Here is an 18,356-nt window from a genome sequence, read left to right as displayed (position 1 = left end):
TACACTTTTTCATCTTTATGTGCACTTTGTCATACTTCAGCCATCAGGGTTTAATTACCCATTGATAATTCGCGTCGCGAAAAATACTCTTAATCCTGCTTTATACGGTTACGCCTCTGGCGGCCGCTTTTAATACCCGTTTGGGTTTTGCACGTTTTTTTTAGTCAAAATGAGGAATTTCTATGCACAAGCACCTTAACAGGGGCAGGGGATCGGCTTACCTGAAACCTGTGATGTACACGCTGGCTGGCACTTTGTTAGGCGGCGGAATGATGTTCCCTGAAGAGGCCAGAGCGGCTGGCTTTATTGATGACTCGACGCTGACCGGCGGTGTGTATTACTGGCAGCGCGAACGCGACCGCAAAGATTTGAACAAAACCAAAGAAGAAACCCGCCCTGACGGCACAAAAGTCACGGTGAATAACCCCGATTACGATAAATACGCCACCAACCTTTCGCACGCGACCGCCAACCTGAATCTCGATTTCTCCTCCGGCTATGCCTGGGACATGTTCGGTATCGACGTCGCCGCATTCACCGCGATCGAATTAGCCGAAGCCAGCGACAGCGGCCACCCGAACGAAATCGCGTTCTCCTCCAAAAATCATGCGTATGACGAAGATTATTCCGGCGATAAAGGCGGCGTTAGCCTCTATAAAGCGGCCGGAAAATTCAAATACGGCGGATTCTGGGGCCATGCTGGTTATATTCAGCCCACCGGACAAACGCTGATCGCCCCGCACTGGAGCTTTATGCCGGGTACCTATCGCGGTGCCGAAGCCGGGTATAAACATGATTTTGGCGATCCGGGCGAACTGAGTTTCTCCTACATGTGGGCGGATGAATACAAATCGCCGTGGCATCTGGAGATGGATGATTTCCGCCAGAACGATAAGAAAACCGGTGTTTCCTATATCCACTCGCTGGGTGCGAAATACGACTTCAAAAATGATCTCGTGCTGGAAGCGGCTTTCGGTCAGGCTGAAAGTTACGTCGATCAGTACTTCGCCAAAGCGTCGTACAAAATTGATCTGATGGGCAACCCGCTTACTACCAGCTACCAGTTCTACGGCGCGGAAGATCGTATCAGCAACCAGAACGATCCCAACAGCCTGTATGACGGTTTGGCCTGGTTGCAGGCACTGACTTTCGGTTATACCACCGGCCAGTTCAACTGGCGTCTGGAAGGGACGATGGTCAAAGCTGAGGGGAATCAGGGATATTTTTTACAACGCATGACCCCGACGTATTCTTCTTCTAACGGACGTCTTGATGTGTGGTGGGATAACCGTTCTGACTTCAACGCCAACGGCGAAAAAGCCGTTTACGCCGGTGTGTTATACGACCTGGCAAAATGGGATCTGCCGGGCTTCGCAGTGGGCGGTTCTTATGTTTACGCGTGGGATGCCAAACCGAGTACCAATCCAATCTATGACCAGAGCCAGCGCCTGAAAGAAAGTGCCTGGAGCCTTGATGCGCTGTACACCATTCAGGAAGGTCGCGCGAAAGGTACGCTGTTCAAACTGCATTACACCCAGTACGACAACCACTCGGATATCCCGAGCTGGGGCGGCGGTTATGGCAACATTTTCCAGGATGAAAAAGACGTGAAATTCATCGTTATCGCTCCATTCACTATTTTCTGAGGACACTAAACCGATGAATAAATTACTGATGATGGTCGTGACTTCCCTGTTACTGGCGGGTTGTGCACCAACGGCTACGCAAACCGAAAATGCGAAACTGCGTCAGGCGTACAGCAACTGCATCATTAAAGCAGAAGGCTCGCCGGACAAAGTGGCGTCGTGCCAGACTATTCTTGATGTTCTGAAACAGGAACAGGAGCACAAGCAGTTTGCCGATCAGGAAACCGTGCGTGTGGTGGATTATCAGCGCTGTCTGACGGCGCGTAAAACCGGCGATGGCCAGGCTTACGCGGCAGATTGCGGCAAAATCTGGCAGGAAATTCGTTCTAACAATTCGCCAAAGCCAGCTAATTAACAGGACGTAAACGCTGAGTCATTTATTGGCGCCTGATATAAAGAAACAACAAACCCCGGCTTGCCGGGGTTTTGCGTTTTAACTCTCCGCTTGGATCGCAGACATAAAAAAACCGCCTTTCAGCGGTTAATTTATTCGGACTGACCGTGCAGATTACTGCGCAGGTTTGTCATTGTGCAAAGATTCATCTTCGCGGCAATCGCCCGCTTCACAGTGGCCGTACAGATACAGACTGTGGTTGGTCAGTTTGATACCGTGTTTCTTCGCAATCTCACGCTGACGGCCTTCAATGTATTCGTCGCGGAATTCAATAACGCGGCCGCAATCAAGGCAGATCAGGTGATCATGATGATGTTGCTGAGTCAGTTCGAAAACAGACTTGCCGCCTTCGAAGTTATGACGGGTAACGATACCGGCGTCATCAAACTGGTTCAGAACGCGGTAAACCGTCGCCAGGCCAATTTCTTCACCCATATCAATCAGTTGCTTGTACAGATCTTCCGCACTAACGTGATGACCTTCCGGCGCTTGCAGCACTTCCAGGATTTTGAGGCGCGGAAGCGTGACTTTTAAGCCGGCTTTCTTCAGTGCGGTGTTGTTGTCAGTCATGCGGATTCAGTCCTGTTACTATGTGCTAATCAAGTTGAGGCATGCAGCCTGTGGCATCGGCGGCACAAAAATTTGTCGTTTAAGGATTCTTCGTTTAAGGGAAGTGTGCCGATTCTCAAAAACGTAGCCTGTTAATAAAGATCACAAAATGCCTGTCACATTCAATTATGCAACGACTTGATCGATAGAAAAAACAGATGAACTCAGTGTACCTTGATACCACCGAAAGTTACAATTTTGTAGCGGTTAAATTGTTAATTTCAGTAATAGTTTGGCCCTTCAATTGTAGAATAAATCCTCAGGGCCAACAGGGTTTTTAGCCAATAATTTCTGAAAGGCTCAGTTCTTCTGTGATCTGTTTGACCCATGCATCAACACGTTCGTTGGTCAGTTCCGGCTGACGATCCTCGTCAATTGCCAGCCCGATGAAGTGCTTATCATCGGCCAGACCTTTTGAAGCTTCGAAATGATAGCCTTCAGTTGGCCAGTGACCCACGATCACCGCGCCGCGTGGCTCGATGATGTCACGCACGGTACCGAGTGCATCACAGAAGTATTCGGCATAGTCTTCCTGGTCGCCGCAACCAAACAGCGCAACCAGCTTGCCTTCGAAATCTATCTCTTCCAGCGTCGGGAAAAAGTCGTCCCAGTCACACTGCGCTTCACCGTAATACCAGGTTGGAATACCGATCAGCAAAATATCGAATTTTTCCAGATCCTCTTTGCTGCTCTTCGCAATGTCATGCACCTCTGCAACATCTTTACCCAATTGCTTCTGGATCATTTTCGCGATGTTTTCGGTGTTACCTGTATCGGATCCAAAGAAGATACCTACTACGGCCATAAGATTACCTAACCTCTTGTTCTCAATGAAGTGCTCTGCATTGCAGGCAATAATAACGCAGATGATAGCAAACTCGCGCGGCGGAGAATATGTTTCAGCTCGCCTTCTTAACTGGTGGATAAGTTTATCGGGCAATCTTTTTAAGTGTTATCGCCTTCGTGTGCTTTAAATAACCTCAAACTTATTGAGGGCAAAAGCAAAATTAAGAAATAATTTCCGCCACTCCTTAAGTTTGCCCGTTGAACGCCGATAGATGATGCGAGAGGAATCTCAACATAATAAAGAAATCGATGCCCGGAGAGGTGTTCAAACATGTCCGGGGGCAAACGCCTGCTGGCTACCTGTCTTGATTCTCCGCATCCCCGTCAATCCTCAGACCAGAAACAGTCCTGTTTCGAGAGAGGCATATCGTGCAGTTTTTAAAAAATATTACCATCAGGGCCGCATTATTAACGATTCTGGGCATTTTTTGCGTCATGTGGGCGAGTGTGTCTATTTACACCGTCACCTCCCTGAATACGCTCACGCAGAACACCCAAAACAGTACCGAACTGGTCAACAATATGGCGCTGATCAATAAAGGAAATGATCAGTACTTCCGTACCGTCACACGCTTAAGTCGTGCCGTGGGGCAGCTTCAGGCCGATCCGTCAAAAGGGCCGGAAATTTTTGATACGGCAAAACAGTCACTCGATGGTCTGTCACAGGCGCTGGCAAGTTTCAAAACGGCTCCGCATCCGGGATTAGATGAAGCGTCAGTTCAGGAACTGGTCTCCAGTTGGGAAAGTCTGGTCGCGCAGGGCGTTACGCCGTTATATTCAGCGGCCGTTGGCAAAAATTTCGATGCCTATAATCAGCTCGCGAACGATACCGTTCCAGCGCTGAGCCGCAATTTTGGTGCCTCAATGACAAAAGTCAGCGGGCAGATTGCGGTCGATTTCGAGGCGGCGCAGACCAAATCAAACCATCTGACTTATTACAGCAAAGTTATTCTGCTGACGGCTTTTTCTCTCGGCCTGCTTATTTTGCTGCTGACCGACCGTTATCTCGTGATGGCGCTGGTGAAACCGCTGGATAAAATCCGCGATCACTTCGCCGTGATTGCCAGCGGTGACCTGACGCATTACCTGGAAGAGTTCGGCAAAAACTGCGCGGGTAAACTGATTCCGCTGCTTAACGTTATGCAGTCCAGCCTGGAAAATACCGTTCAGACCATCCGCAACTGTACCAACCACATCTATCAGGGCGCGTCCGAAATCTCAGCCGGGAATAACGATCTGTCTTCCCGTACTGAAGAACAGGCATCCGCACTGGAAGAAACGGCGGCCAGTATGGAAGAACTGACGGCAACGGTAAAACACAACGCAGACAACGCGCATCACGCCAGCCAGCTGGTGATGGAAGCGTCTTCTACCGCGCAGAAGGGCGGTAACATTGTGGCTGACGTCGTCAGCACCATGAAAGATATCTCCGGCAGCTCGAAGAAAATTGCGGAAATCACCTCTGTTATCAACAGCATTGCCTTCCAGACTAACATTCTGGCGCTGAATGCCGCGGTAGAAGCCGCGCGTGCAGGCGAACAGGGGCGTGGGTTTGCGGTGGTCGCCAGTGAAGTCCGGAATCTGGCACAGCGCAGTGCGCAGGCGGCGAAAGAAATTGAATCGCTGATCAGCGAATCCGTTTCCCGCGTCGACAGCGGTTCAAAACTGGTGGAAAACGCCGGTCAGACTATGAACGAAGTGGTGCGTTCAATCACGCATGTTACGGATATCATGGCGGAAATCGCTTCGGCGTCTGATGAGCAAAGCAAAGGCATCAGCCAGGTAGCGGTTGCGGTCACACAAATGGACAGCGTAACGCAGCAGAACGCCGCACTGGTGGAACAGGCTTCACACGCGGCGGTTTCGCTGGAAGAGCAGGCTTCATTGCTGAACAACGCCGTCGCAACGTTCAAACTCAAAGACAGCATCACGAATGTCGGAAAACGACCTGCCAGCGTGGTTCCTCAGCCGTTGTTACGGCCTGCAACCGGTGTAATGACATCGAAAAGCAGTGAAAACTGGGAAACGTTCTGAGGTGAGAGTTAAGGCGTAAAAGGAAAGAAAACAGGCGGATAACCGGGAGGTTATCCGCTTTTTTATCAGCCTTCCTGACCGTTAAGATGCGACAGCAACATCTCTTCAATCAGTTCGCTACGACTGATATTGCGTTCTTCTGCCAGCTTATTGAGGGTATCAACAGCATCGGCGTTCATTTTCAGCTCTACGCGACGCAGACCGCTCGCTTTATCGCGGCGTAACTGGTTGCGCTTGTTGATCCTGAGCTGTTCATCACGGGAAAGCGGATTAGTTTTTGGACGCCCTGGACGGCGGTCATCTGCGAACAGATCAATCGTCGTGCGATCCAGTTGTTCTTTTGCCATAGGTAGCGGTACAACCAGGGAAGTTTTTACATCGGAAAACGGCAAGCCGATTCCTGACGAGCGTTTCACACATTTCGGGCTAAGAAACCCTGACCCAATTTACCCCCCGTAACTCGACCTGAGTAAAACGGGGCGGCAAAATTATAGCGCGCAATCATACACTGGCGCGCCTGGGGTTCACAACGCCTGATTGCCCTGATTTCACGTTAACTTTCGAAGTTGTGCAGACTTTTTGCACAATTTATCCCCAGGATGTTAAACCGAAGGCGAATCGATGAAACGATGCACAGCACGCAGGACGGCGTCGGGTTTTTCTGCGTGCACCCAATGACCGGCTCCTGCGACCACATAGGCTTTTGCCTGTGGGAACTGACGGCCAATATCTTCGCGATACGCATCCTGCACATAAGGGGAATCCCCGCCACGGATGAACAACGCCGGATGATCCCACGCCGGAACCTCTTCCCAGCCGACAATTTTGGCATACTCGCTCAGCAGAACCGGCACATTGAAGCACCATTCTCCCTGCCGGAAGGACTTCAGCAGAAACTGAATCACGCCGTCTTCCTTTATATACTGATGCATGCATTCGGTGGCGGAAGAGCGATCGCGCAATCCGGCCCCGGTGACGGCATTAATCGCAGCAAAAATCTCATCGTGACGGCGCACGTGATAATCCACCGGCGCAATATCGATGGCGATGAGCTTTTCAATTCTGTCGGGGATCAGCGCCGTCAGTGCCATAGCCGCTTTTCCGCCCATGGAATGGCCGATTACGATGAATTTTTGGAAACCGACTTCATCTAACGTTTCCATTAAATCCTGCGCCATCGCGGCGTAAGACATCTCAGGCGAACGCCCGGATTGCCCGTGATTACGCAAATCAACCTGCAACACTCTATGCTGTTGTTTCAGGTCGCGGGCGAGAATCCCCAAATTATCAAGGGTTCCGAACAGTCCGTGGATCAGGAGAACCGGCAGCGCATCGCTGCCAGCGACTTCAGGTTCTTGCAGGCGATAATGTAATTTCATGGCGAAGTTCATACAGATAAACAATCTCATTAGGTTATCATGAGTAGCGGATGATTTTTTTAAAACAGAAAGTTTCTGCCAGATGACTGAGTGGGATTTGACAACGTGGAACAGAAGGCGAACGCGGCGAAAACGGGAAGTAATCTGCTTTTTGCTTAGCGACGCAATTCACCTGTTCGTAAACGCGTAGAAATTTGTATAATCCTTTTGAATGAATTTAGTGGAAAAAACAGTACTGGATAAAGATGAAAACTATTGAGGTTGACGAAGAACTCTACCGCTACATTGCCAGCCACACGCAAGCAATCGGTGAAAGTGCGTCTGATATTTTGCGCCGTATGTTGAAATTTACTGCCGGCCAGACCGCTCCTGCCGCGCCAGTAACGTCCGCCGTTATTGCCGGGACCGTCGCACAGGAAAAACCTGCCGCCGCCGCCGCGCCGACGTCGCGTGATAAAGTCCGCGCCGTTCGCGAACTGTTACTGTCTGACGAATATGCAGAGCAGACCAAAGCGGTTAACCGCTTTATGCTGATCCTGTCGACCTTGTATTGCCTGAACCCAAAAGAATTTGCCGCTGCGACCGATTCACTTCATGGCCGCACGCGTACCTATTTTGCCGGTGACCAGCAAACCCTGCTGCAAAACGGCATTCATACCAAGCCTAAACACGTTCCCGGAACGCCGTATTGGGTTATTACGAACACCAACACAGGTCGCAAACGCAGCATGATCGAACACATCATGCAGCTCATGCAGTTCCCGGCGGAACTGACTGACAAAGTGTGCGGCACCCTCTAATTTCAGCGTAAGGGAGAAACGCCAGTGGCTAATCACCCCCGTGCAGGGCAACCTGCTCAGCAAAGCGATTTGATCAATGTGGCGCAGTTAACGTCACAGTATTACGTTCTGCAACCGGACCCGCAAAACCCGGCCCATGCCGTGAAATTCGGTACGTCCGGTCACCGCGGCAGTTCCTTGCGTCACAGCTTTAATGAAGCGCATATCCTGGCGATTGCGCAGGCGATTGCTGAAGTGCGTAAAGAGCAGGGCACCACCGGCCCGTGCTACGTGGGGAAAGATACCCACGCGCTGTCCGAACCGGCGTTTATCTCTGTGCTGGAAGTGCTGACGGCCAATGGCGTTGACGTCATTGTGCAGGAAGATAACGGTTTCACCCCGACTCCGGCGGTGTCTCATGCGATTCTGACGCACAATCTCAAAGGCGGCGCACTGGCCGATGGCATCGTCATCACGCCTTCGCACAACCCACCGGAAGATGGCGGGATTAAATACAACCCGACCAACGGCGGCCCGGCAGATACTAATCTGACGTCGGTGATTGAGAAACGTGCAAACGCATTGCTGGCGGCGAAGCTGGCAGGCGTCAAGCGTCAGTCTCTGGATCTGGCGTGGAAGAGTGGTCATCTGGTGGCGCAGGATCTGGTTCAGCCGTTTATTGAAGGGCTGACCGACATCGTAGATATGGCCGCGATTCAGAAAGCAGGTCTGAAACTGGGTGTGGATCCTCTCGGCGGTTCCGGTATCGAATACTGGAAGCGTATCGCAGAGCATTACAAACTGGATCTGACGCTGGTTAACGATGAAGTTGATCAGACTTTCCGCTTCATGCATCTCGACCACGACGGTGTGATCCGCATGGACTGCTCGTCTGAATCCGCGATGGCCGGCTTGCTGGCGCTGCGTGATAAATTCGATCTGGCCTTTGCAAACGACCCGGATTATGACCGCCACGGTATCGTGACGCCTGCCGGTCTGATGAACCCGAACCATTATCTGGCGGTGGCGATTCAGTACCTGTTCCAGCATCGTCCGCAGTGGGGCAAAGACGTCGCCGTCGGCAAAACGCTGGTTTCCAGCGCGATGATCGACCGCGTTGTTGAAGACTTAGGCCGTAAACTGGTCGAAGTCCCGGTGGGTTTCAAATGGTTCGTGGATGGCCTGTTTGACGGAAGCTTCGGTTTTGGTGGCGAAGAAAGTGCAGGGGCTTCTTTCCTGCGTTTCAACGGCACGCCGTGGTCTACCGACAAAGACGGGATCATCATGTGCCTGCTGGCGGCAGAAATTACGGCCGTGACCGGTAAAAACCCGCAGGAACATTACAACGAACTGGCTGCCCGTTTCGGCGCGCCAAGTTACAACCGTATTCAGGCGCCTGCGACTCACGCGCAGAAAGCCGCGTTGTCCAAACTTTCTCCTGAACAGGTGAAAGCAGACACACTGGCCGGTGACCCGATCACCGCCCGTCTGACAAACGCGCCGGGTAACGGCGCGTCTATCGGCGGTCTGAAAGTGATGACCAAAAACGGCTGGTTCGCTGCACGTCCGTCCGGTACTGAAGAAGCGTACAAAATCTATTGTGAAAGCTTCCTCGGCGCAGAACATCGCGAACAAATTGAAAAAGAAGCCGTGGAAATCGTCAGCAAAGTTCTCGCTGACGCCAAATAGCACCGTTTCTTAACTGCACCGAAAGCGCTGATTATTCAGCGCTTTTTTTTTGCTCTAAATTTCGATGTAAAAAAGATATATCTAAATGCTCATTCAGACTTGCCAGATTCTGAAATTCGATCTAGTTTAGATATATCGAAATAATTCGATATATCTAAATAGGACATCAACTATGTTTAGCAAAATGTTTGAAGGCCGCCATCGCGGTCACGGAAGCAGAGAAGAAGGGCGTCGCGGTCATTGCCGCCATGAGTCATCTTTTGACGGTCAGAACGGCGATCACAGCGAACGTCATGCGCTGCGCCGGGACGGGCGTCATCGTGGTGAAGAACGCGGCGAAGGGCGTCGTGGTGAAAGAGGTGAAGGTCGCGGGCGCGGTGAAGGCCGTCGCGGAGATCGCGGTGTGCATCGTCTGTTTGAGCACGGTGATTTACGCCGCGTGCTGCTGGCGCTGGTTGCTAAAAAACCGAGTCATGGTTATGAGCTGATCAAAGCGATTGAAGAAGCGTCTTCCGGCCTGTACGTGCCAAGCCCGGGCGTGATTTACCCGACGCTGACGCTGCTCGAAGAACAGGATTTCCTGGAAGCCGTCGCCACCGGTAATGGCCGCAAAAGCTATCAGATTACCGAAGCCGGAAAAACGGAACTGGCGCAACATCAGGCCGCTGTCGATGTGATTTTCGCCCGTCTGGCCGGGGCTTCCCGTCCGCGCGGTAATAATCTGGCAGAAGGTATTCATGAAACCATGCAGCGTCTGAAACACGCCCTGCGCGGAAACATGATGCGCGCCGATATTACGCCGGAGCAGGTCGTGCGTGTGAACGCGATTTTGCAGCAGGCCGCCGGCGATATTGAAGCCGCTTTTGCGGATGAAAAGCCCGACACCGACGCACCGGATGCCTCTAAGGCATAAAGCGATAACCCACGCCGGTTTCCGTCAGCAGATGACGCGGACGGGTGGCATCGGCCTCCAGTTTCTGGCGTAAATGCCCCATGTAGATGCGCAGATAGTGGCTGTGTTCGACGTAATTCGGGCCCCAGACGTGGCTCAGTAACTGACGCTGAGTAATGACTTTGCCGCTGTTTGCCAGCAGTTCGGCCAGCAGGCGAAACTCAATCGGCGTCAGATGGCAATCTTTGCCTTCACGCTGTACGCGGCGGTTGATCAAATCTACCGTAACGTCAGCAAAAGTAATCAGCGGGCTTTCCTGTGAATTGCCCGCATGACGACGCAGCGCCACGCGCACGCGCGCCAGCAGTTCACCGACGCCAAATGGCTTGGTGAGAAAATCATCGGCACCGGCATCCAGCGCCGCAATCTTATCTTCCTCGCGGGTGCGGGCCGATAGCACAATAATCGGGATGGCACTCCAGTGGCGCAAATCCCGGATGTACGTCAGGCCGTCACCGTCAGGCAAACCGAGATCCAGAATAATCAGATCCGGTTTGCGGGTGCCGGCTTCAATCAGACCGCGTTGCAACGTTTCACTTTCAAATACCCGCAATCCTTCCGCCTCAAGCGCTGTGCGCACAAAGCGGCGGATTTCTTTCTCGTCTTCCACAATTAAAATATTTACCGGGGATGCGCTCACGTTGCCTCGTCGATGTCAGTGTCCATATCCGTTTCCATGTCAGGCAGTGCTTCCAGCGGAAGCCTGAAGCGGAAACGCGCGCCGCCGTCCGGGCCATTTTCAGCCCAAATCCGTCCGTCGTGTACTTCAATAATGGCACGACAAATCGCTAATCCCAAACCCACTCCCGGAATTGCCGATTCTTTATTCCCGCGGGCGAATTTCTCGAAAATCGCATGCTCCGCGCCTTCCGGAATTCCCGGCCCGTTATCCCAGACTTCGATTTCCAGCCAGTCGCCGAGCGGCAACGCTTTGATGCCGATGGTGGCGCCGACACCGGCATATTTATGGGCATTTTCCAGCAGATTGATCAGCACCCGTTCGATCAGGCTTGCATCGCAATTGACCAGCACCATTTCGGCAGGCAAATCGATTTTGATCGTATCGTTCGCCAGCACCGGTTCCAGCATACGCAGGGCGCTGCCGGTGATTTCCTCCACCGACTGCCACTCTTTGCGCAGATTAAAACCGCCGGACTGAATGCGCGCCATATCCAGCAAATTATTCACCAGCCGCGTGGTGCTCAGCACCTGCTGGCGGATCTGGCTGGCCTGTGGCGCATGTTTCGAGCCTTCGGAGGCCAGATCCAGCGTCAGGATTTCCGCCTGTCCGAACAGCACGGTGAGCGGGGTGCGTAAATCGTGGGAAAGCGCGGAAAGCAGCGAGTTGCGCAGTTGCTCACGCTCCGTTTCCAGACGCGATGACTCCGCGCTGGCCGCCAGATGCAGACGCTCAAGGGCGTTGGCGATCAGCACCGTAAATGTCTGTAACAGCCGCTGCTGTTCCGGCACCAGAAGCTGACGGATATTCGGCGGCTCAACCGCCAGCAAACCGCGCGATTCGCCCGAGGCCACCAGCGGCAGAAGCTGATACGGCACGCCTGGCAGCGTATCGGTCCCGGCACCGGCGGGCAGTTTTTTATCGAAACTCCAGCGGGCAATGGCGTCATCCACCACAATCGAGGTGATTTCACCGGCCGGTTGCACCAGTTCACCGTGTTCATCAGGCAGCAAAATGGCCGTTTTAGCGTTCAGGCTGGAGGAGATGAAGTGGCGGCTGGTTTGCGCGATCGCTTCCGGCGTCAGCGACTGGCTCAGCCCTTTGGACATTTCATAAAGATGCTGCGCGCGCTTTTCACGGTGACGGGCGATGCGTGCCTGATAACGCACACCGGCGGTGAGATTCCCGATCAAAATCCCGACGATCAGCATGACGCCGAACGTCACCAGATATTGCGCGTCGGTGACGGCCAGCGATCCGCGCGGTTGCACGAAAAACAGATCAAAGCTGACGACGTTGATCACCGCCGCCAGCACCGACGGCCAGCGGCCATAAAACAGCGCCACGATCACCACGCCGAGCAGATATACCATCACCAGGTTGGCCTGATCGAACGCGGGCACCAGCCACTGTGAAAGCACCGTAATGATGGCACACAGCGCGACGGCCAGCGCACATCCGCGGATCTGTCGGCTGAAGCGGTCAACGAATGTCCGGGGATCCTGCTCTTTTCGCGACGTATTATGCGGGGTGTCTTCCAGACCGACGACAATCAGATCGAGATCGGGCCCGATCTCCGCCAGCTTGTCGGCAAAGCTCGGGCCGAATTTCCAGCGTTTCTCGCGGCGGCGGCCGGTCATCACTTTGCCCAGACGGTGCTCGCGGGCGTAGCGCAGAATCGCCTTTTCTTCCTGCGGATCGGCCAGCGTGGCGGTTTCCGCGCCGAGTTCCTGCGCCAGTTTCAGCGCATGCAAAATGGCGCGGCGCTGGCTTTCCGGCAATCGGTGCAGGCGCGGGGTTTCGACATAAACCGCATGCCATACGCAGCCAAGACGCGCCGCCAGACGCGACGCGACGCGAACTAGTTTCTCGTTGCCGCCGTCGTGACCGATGCACAACAGCAACGCATCGCGGGTATGCCAGACGCGGCTGACGCCCTGATCGTCGCGGTATTCGCGCATCTGATCATCGACGCGGTCGGCGGTGCGGCGCAGGGAAAGTTCGCGCAGGGCGATCAGGTTCCCTTTACGGAAGAAGTGTTCGATGGCACGTTCGGCCTGGCCGGGGATATAAACTTTGCCTTCTTTCAGGCGCTGACGCAGGGAGTCGGGCGGTAAATCCACCAGCACCACTTCGCTGGCATCATCAAATAAACGGTCGGGCACCGTTTCTCGAATAATAATGCCGGTCACGCCGCTGACCACGTCGTTCAGGCTTTCGAGATGCTGAACGTTCACCGTAGTAAACACGTCGATACCGGCATCGAGAAGTTCTTCGACGTCCTGCCAGCGTTTGGGGTGGCGTGAACCGGCAGCATTACTGTGTGCCAGTTCGTCCATCAGGATCAGGGCAGGGCGGCGGGCCAGCGCGGCGTCGAGGTCAAATTCGTAAACCTGACGGCCGCGGTGGTGAATGCGTTTCGGCGGGAGCTGTGACAGACCGGGCAGCAGCATTTGTGTTTCCTGCCGCCCGTGGGTTTCCACCACGCCCACCAGCACGTCGAGGCCGGTGGCGCGCAGACGCTGTGCTTCCTGCAACATAGCGTAGGTTTTCCCGACGCCCGCACAGGCGCCGAAAAAAACTTTCAGTTGCCCGCGCGGCTTCTCATTGGCGAGTGCCAGTAAGCTGTCGGGATCCGGCCTGTTCTCTTCCTTCATACTATCCTTATTATTCAGCTTTCAGCTCATCCAGCGCCCGGTTGAGGCCGAGCACGTTAACGACGTCCGGCCCCAGAAAACCAATCAGCGATGATGAGGTATTATCATCAATTAATTTATTCACTTGCGCCAGTGCCAGCCCGCGCGCGGTGGCAATCCGTTGCGCCTGCCATTGCGCAGCTTCCACGGAAATCTGCGGATCCAGCCCGCTGCCGCTGGCGGTCACCAGATCCACCGGCACGGCCGCCGGGCTTTGCGGATTGGCTTTACGCAGCGCCGCCACGCGATCTTTCACCGCCTGATCCAGCGCCGGATTACTGGCGGCCAGATTGCTGCCGCCGGACGCCATCGCGTTATACGGTGAATCCGATGTCACAGACGGACGCCCCCAGAAGTAATCATTGCGGGTAAAATTCTGGCCGATAAGCTCGGAACCCACGAGTTTATTGCTGCCGTCTTTGAGCAGCGAGCCCATCGCCTGCGGGCGAAATACCAGCTCAGAAACGCCGGTGGTCAGCAGCGGATAGACCACACCGGTGGCCAGCGTCAGCAGAACGGTCATCACCAGAGCAGGGCGGACATAAGCAGTACGGGTTACAGACATCATAGTTTCCTCAGACAGTTAACGTAAACTTCAGCTCAGGTGTAAAACAGTCAAAATCATATCAATCAGCTTGATACCGACGAACGGTACCAGCAGCCCGCCCACGCCATAAATCCACAGGTTACGGCGCAACAGCGACGCGGCGCTCATGGCTTTATAGCTCACGCCTTTCAGCGCCAGCGGGATCAGAAACACAATCACCAGGGCGTTGAAAATAACCGCAGACATAATGGCTGATGACGGTGACGTCAGGTGCATCACGTTCAGCGCGTTCAGTTGCGGGTAGGTCGCCGCAAAGGCTGCCGGGATGATCGCAAAGTATTTTGCGACGTCGTTGGCAATACTGAACGTGGTCAGCGAACCGCGCGTCATCAGCATTTGTTTACCGATATGAACCACTTCAATCAGCTTGGTCGGGTTGGAATCCAGATCCACCATGTTCCCGGCTTCTTTCGCTGCTTGCGTACCGGAGTTCATGGCTACCGCCACGTCAGCCTGCGCAAGCGCCGGGGCGTCGTTGGTGCCGTCGCCGGTCATGGCAACTAAGCGACCTTCCGACTGATACTGGCGGATCAGCGCCAGTTTGGCTTCCGGCGTGGCTTCGGCCAGAAAATCATCCACGCCCGCTTCGGCGGCAATCGCGGCGGCGGTCAGGCGGTTATCCCCGGTGATCATCACCGTTTTGATGCCCATCTTACGCAGCTCGGCGAAACGCTCTTTGATGCCGCCTTTGACGATATCTTTCAGCTCGACCACGCCCAGCACTTTCGCGCCTTCCGCCACCACCAGCGGCGTACCGCCTTTGCGCGCCACTGTTTCTACCAGCCCGTCGACCGCTTTCGGGAACGTACCGCCGTTGGATTCCACATGGCGGCGGATAGCGTCCACCGCGCCTTTACGGATATTCCGGTCGCCGACGTTCACGCCGCTCATGCGGGTTTGCGCGGAGAACGGTACAAAAGTGGCGTTCAGAGAATGAATATCGCGTTCGCGCAGATTAAAGCGTTGTTTCGCCAGCACCACGATACTACGGCCTTCCGGCGTTTCATCGGCCAGCGACGATAACTGCGCGGCATCGGCCAGTTCCTGTTCCGTCACCTGTGGCGCAGGCAGGAACTGCGAGGCCTGGCGGTTACCCAGCGTAATGGTCCCGGTTTTATCCAGCAGCAGCACATCCACGTCACCGGCGGCTTCCACCGCACGACCACTGGTGGCAATGACGTTGGCTTCCAGCATGCGGCTCATCCCCGCAACGCCGATGGCGGACAGCAAACCGCCGATGGTGGTCGGGATCAGACAAACCAGCAGCGCGACCAGAACGGTGACGGTCACCGGAATGCCCGCGTGGCTGGCGTCCACGCTAAACAGCGAGAACGGATACAGCGTGGCGGTTGCCAGCACGAAGACCAGCGTCAGTGCGACCAGCAAAATGGTCAGCGCCACTTCGTTTGGCGTCTTGCGACGTTTCGCGCCTTCGACCATGGCAATCATACGATCCAGGAACGTATCGCCGGGGTTGGCCGAACACTCGACCACCAGCCAGTCGGACAGCACGCGTGTCCCGCCGGTGACGGAAGAAAAGTCACCGCCGGATTCGCGGATCACCGGTGCAGATTCCCCGGTGATGGCGCTTTCATCCACGGACGCGCCGCCGATCAGCACTTCGCCGTCGCACGGCACGGTGTCACCGGCTTCGATCAGGACATAATCGCCTTTACGCAGCGTATCGGCCGCGACTTTGATCACCGGTGATTCCGGGCGCGGTTCGTAAATCTTCTTTGCCCAGCTGGTTTTCTGCACGCCTTTCAGGCTCTGCGCCTGCGCCTTACTGCGGCCTTCCGCCAGCGCTTCGGCGAAGTTGGCAAACAGCACGGTGAACCACAGCCACAGCGACACGCTACCGGTGAAAGCGGCGCTGCCGTCGGTGTGATGTGACAGAATCGCCAGCCAGATAAGCGTGGTGAGAATACTGCCCAGATACACCACGAACATCACCGGGTTACGCCACTGAACGCGCGGATCCAGCTTTTTCATCGAATCCAGCAGGGCGGTGCGGATCAGTTGAGGTTCAAATAATGCACGTTGTTTACGGCTCATTTTATTAATCTCTATATTCATTAATTCAACGAATTACGCAGCATTACTGTGCTGACCAAACCTGCAAATGTTCCGCGACCGGACCCAGCGCCAGCGCCGGAATAAAGGTCAGCGCGCCGACTAAGAGCACGGTGCCGACCAGCAGGCCGATAAACAGCGGGCCGGACGTTGGCAGTGTGCCGTTACCGGCTTTCTGACGTTTTTTCGCCACCAGCGAACCGGCGATAGCCAGTACCGGCAGGATCACGCCAAAGCGTCCGAAGAACATGCATACCGCCAGCAACAGGTTGTAGAACGGCGTGTTGACGCTCAGACCGGCAAATGCGCTGCCGTTGTTATTCGCGGCAGATGACACGGCGTAAAGCACTTCGCTGAAACCGTGCGCGCCGGGGTTTGCGATCCCCGCACGACCGGCGTCGGTGACCAGTGCCAGCGCGGTGCCGAGCAGCACCAGTGTTGGTGTCACGAGGATTGCCAGCGCGGTCATCTTCATGTCGTAAACGTCTATTTTCTTGCCGAGATATTCCGGCGTACGGCCAATCATCAGCCCGGCGATAAATACTGTCAGCAGCACGAACAGCAGCATGCCGTACAGCCCGGAGCCCACGCCGCCAAACACCACTTCACCGATCTGCATCAGCCACATCGGCACCATGCCGCCGAGTGCGGTGAAAGAATCGTGCATGGCGTTAACCGCACCACAGGAGGCCGCCGTCGTGACTACCGCATACATTGCCGAGGCCAGAATGCCGAAGCGGCTTTCTTTCCCTTCCATATTGATATTGCTGGTGGCACCCAGCGCAGTGAAGTGCGGGTTGCCTTGCAGTTCGGCGTACATCACCACCACGACTGACACCACGAAAATCACCGACATCGCCCAGACCAGCGCGTTGCCCTGACGGTTGTCACCGACCACGCGACCAAAAGCAAAACACAGCGCGCAAGGGATGATGAAAATCGCCAGCATCTGCGCCATGTTGGTCAGCGCCGTCGGGTTCTCAAACGGATGCGCGGAGTTCGCACCGAAGAAACCGCCGCCGTTAGTCCCCAGCATTTTGATGGCTTCCTGAGAGGCCACCGGCCCCATCGGCAGCGTTTGCTGCAAGCCTTCCAGCGTGGTGATGTGCTGATACGCTTCAAAGTTTTGAATCACGCCCTGACTGACGAAGAACAGCGCCAGCAGGAATGACACCGGCAGCAGCAGATAGATTGTGATGCGCCATAAATCCGTCCAGGCGTTACCGATGGTTTGCGCGGAAGGGCGTGCAAAAGCGCGGATCAGCGCAAAGGCAACGGCGATACCCGTGGCGGCAGAAAGGAAGTTTTGCACCGTTAAACCGGCCATCTGACTGAGGTAGCTCAGCGTATTTTCGCCGCTGTACGCCTGCCAGTTGGTGTTGGTCACGAAACTGACGGAGGTGTTAAACGCCAGATCCCAGGACATCCCGCCGAAATGCTGCGGGTTCATCGGTAAAACGCCCTGCGCCATCAGCATGGCGGTCAGGACAATAATCCCCAGAATGTTGAATACCATGATCGCCAGCGCGTACTGCCACCAGTTCATCTCAGCCTCGCGGCTGCCGGAAGTGCGTAATACGCCGTATTCGATGCGCTGTAAAAATGCGCCGGGCTGTCCTTCAATCAGTTGAGCAATAAAGTTACCCAGTGGTTTTGCCAGCAGCAAAAGCACCAGCATAAAACTGGCAATCATTAAGAATCCGGTTGCGGCCATTTAAAAATCCTCCGCATTCAGCAGGGCATAAACCAGATAGCCGAGCAGCAGGAGAACCAGCAATGCGCCGCAGATTACGCCAACAGTCACAATCCACCTCCACAGGTGTGTTTTTATGTTGGGAGGAGAATATGAAAAGGCGGGAAAAGATCCTGAAAAGAAAGGGCATTGCGGTGTAAAAAAAGTATAAAAATGCGCAAATAAAAAACCAATTTGAAACTTAACAAGCGTTTTTATTTAACCGTTCTGTAACTCAATT

At 54.4% G+C, this 18,356-nt stretch carries 16 protein-coding genes; 6 read left to right on the top strand and 10 right to left on the bottom strand.

Going from position 1 to position 18,356, the window contains the following annotated elements:
- Positions 1-233: 233 nt before the first annotated feature.
- Both chiP and chiQ read left to right on the top strand, forming a co-directional pair.
- The gene (gene chiP / locus IV433_RS10845) at positions 234-1,646 is read left to right on the top strand and encodes a chitoporin ChiP (RefSeq protein ID WP_165059726.1); all 1,413 of its coding nucleotides are present in this window, start codon (positions 234-236) and stop codon (positions 1,644-1,646) included.
- Positions 1,647-1,659: 13 nt separating this feature from the next.
- Positions 1,660-2,001, top strand: coding sequence for a ChiQ/YbfN family lipoprotein (chiQ, locus tag IV433_RS10840; protein ID WP_195814200.1), 342 nt, complete (start codon positions 1,660-1,662; stop codon positions 1,999-2,001).
- Positions 2,002-2,154: 153 nt separating this feature from the next.
- Here the strand turns inward: chiQ and fur are convergent, their stop codons facing one another.
- Together fur and fldA are read right to left on the bottom strand one after the other, a co-directional pair.
- The gene (gene fur / locus IV433_RS10835; RefSeq protein ID WP_152326459.1) at positions 2,155-2,610 is read right to left on the bottom strand and encodes a ferric iron uptake transcriptional regulator; all 456 of its coding nucleotides are present in this window, start codon (positions 2,608-2,610) and stop codon (positions 2,155-2,157) included.
- Positions 2,611-2,926: 316 nt separating this feature from the next.
- A complete protein-coding gene (gene fldA / locus IV433_RS10830) occupies positions 2,927-3,454 on the bottom strand; it encodes a flavodoxin FldA (RefSeq protein WP_095921178.1) in 528 nt (175 codons plus the stop codon).
- A 410-nt stretch (positions 3,455-3,864) separates the two neighbouring features.
- On the opposite strand from fldA, the gene IV433_RS10825 reads away from it, so the two are divergent.
- Positions 3,865-5,529, top strand: a complete 1,665-nt coding sequence (locus IV433_RS10825) for a methyl-accepting chemotaxis protein (protein ID WP_195814199.1) — start codon at positions 3,865-3,867, stop codon at positions 5,527-5,529.
- Between the two features lie 65 nt (positions 5,530-5,594).
- Here the strand turns inward: IV433_RS10825 and ybfE are convergent, their stop codons facing one another.
- The gene (gene ybfE, locus IV433_RS10820; protein WP_104924773.1) at positions 5,595-5,876 is read right to left on the bottom strand and encodes a LexA regulated protein; all 282 of its coding nucleotides are present in this window, start codon (positions 5,874-5,876) and stop codon (positions 5,595-5,597) included.
- 255 nt (positions 5,877-6,131) lie between these two features.
- Positions 6,132-6,920, bottom strand: a complete 789-nt coding sequence (ybfF, locus tag IV433_RS10815; protein ID WP_195814338.1) for an esterase — start codon at positions 6,918-6,920, stop codon at positions 6,132-6,134.
- A gap of 233 nt (positions 6,921-7,153) precedes the next feature.
- On the opposite strand from ybfF, the gene seqA reads away from it, so the two are divergent.
- The 3 genes from seqA to IV433_RS10800 all read left to right on the top strand — a co-directional run bounded on the left by seqA (position 7,154) and on the right by IV433_RS10800 (position 10,289).
- A complete protein-coding gene (gene seqA, locus IV433_RS10810; protein WP_195814198.1) occupies positions 7,154-7,708 on the top strand; it encodes a replication initiation negative regulator SeqA in 555 nt (184 codons plus the stop codon).
- A gap of 24 nt (positions 7,709-7,732) precedes the next feature.
- Entirely contained in the window at positions 7,733-9,376 is a 1,644-nt protein-coding gene (gene pgm / locus IV433_RS10805; RefSeq protein WP_195814197.1) for a phosphoglucomutase (alpha-D-glucose-1,6-bisphosphate-dependent), read from the top strand.
- A gap of 172 nt (positions 9,377-9,548) precedes the next feature.
- Positions 9,549-10,289 carry a PadR family transcriptional regulator gene (locus IV433_RS10800; protein ID WP_195814196.1) on the top strand — a complete coding sequence of 247 codons (741 nt, stop codon included), beginning with the start codon at positions 9,549-9,551 and terminating at the stop codon, positions 10,287-10,289.
- Here the strand turns inward: IV433_RS10800 and kdpE are convergent.
- Genes kdpE through IV433_RS26285 form a run of 6 tightly spaced genes read right to left on the bottom strand, consistent with a single transcriptional unit; the run spans position 10,279 to position 18,187 of the window.
- Positions 10,279-10,968 carry a two-component system response regulator KdpE gene (kdpE, locus tag IV433_RS10795; protein ID WP_195814195.1) on the bottom strand — a complete coding sequence of 230 codons (690 nt, stop codon included), beginning with the start codon at positions 10,966-10,968 and terminating at the stop codon, positions 10,279-10,281. The genes IV433_RS10800 and kdpE overlap by 11 nt on opposite strands.
- Positions 10,965-13,664 (bottom strand): two-component system sensor histidine kinase KdpD, encoded by a 2,700-nt coding sequence (gene kdpD / locus IV433_RS10790; RefSeq protein ID WP_195814194.1) that lies wholly within the window; start codon positions 13,662-13,664, stop codon positions 10,965-10,967. The genes kdpE and kdpD overlap by 4 nt, the downstream gene beginning before the upstream one ends.
- A gap of 10 nt (positions 13,665-13,674) precedes the next feature.
- Positions 13,675-14,268, bottom strand: a complete 594-nt coding sequence (kdpC, locus tag IV433_RS10785) for a potassium-transporting ATPase subunit KdpC (RefSeq protein WP_195814337.1) — start codon at positions 14,266-14,268, stop codon at positions 13,675-13,677.
- 30 nt (positions 14,269-14,298) lie between these two features.
- Positions 14,299-16,365, bottom strand: coding sequence for a potassium-transporting ATPase subunit KdpB (gene kdpB, locus IV433_RS10780; protein ID WP_195814193.1), 2,067 nt, complete (start codon positions 16,363-16,365; stop codon positions 14,299-14,301).
- Between the two features lie 43 nt (positions 16,366-16,408).
- Complete coding sequence (kdpA, locus tag IV433_RS10775) at positions 16,409-18,097, bottom strand: potassium-transporting ATPase subunit KdpA (protein WP_195814192.1); 1,689 nt, start codon at positions 18,095-18,097, stop codon at positions 16,409-16,411.
- A complete protein-coding gene (locus IV433_RS26285; RefSeq protein ID WP_101075733.1) occupies positions 18,098-18,187 on the bottom strand; it encodes a K(+)-transporting ATPase subunit F in 90 nt (29 codons plus the stop codon).
- Positions 18,188-18,356: the final 169 nt, after the last annotated feature.

It is taken from the genome of Rahnella laticis (genome assembly GCF_015644585.1).
In the GTDB taxonomy this organism is placed as follows: domain Bacteria; phylum Pseudomonadota; class Gammaproteobacteria; order Enterobacterales; family Enterobacteriaceae; genus Rahnella; species Rahnella laticis.
Note: the sequence above shows the minus strand (reverse complement) of the source record. Positions and strands in the feature narration are given on the sequence as shown.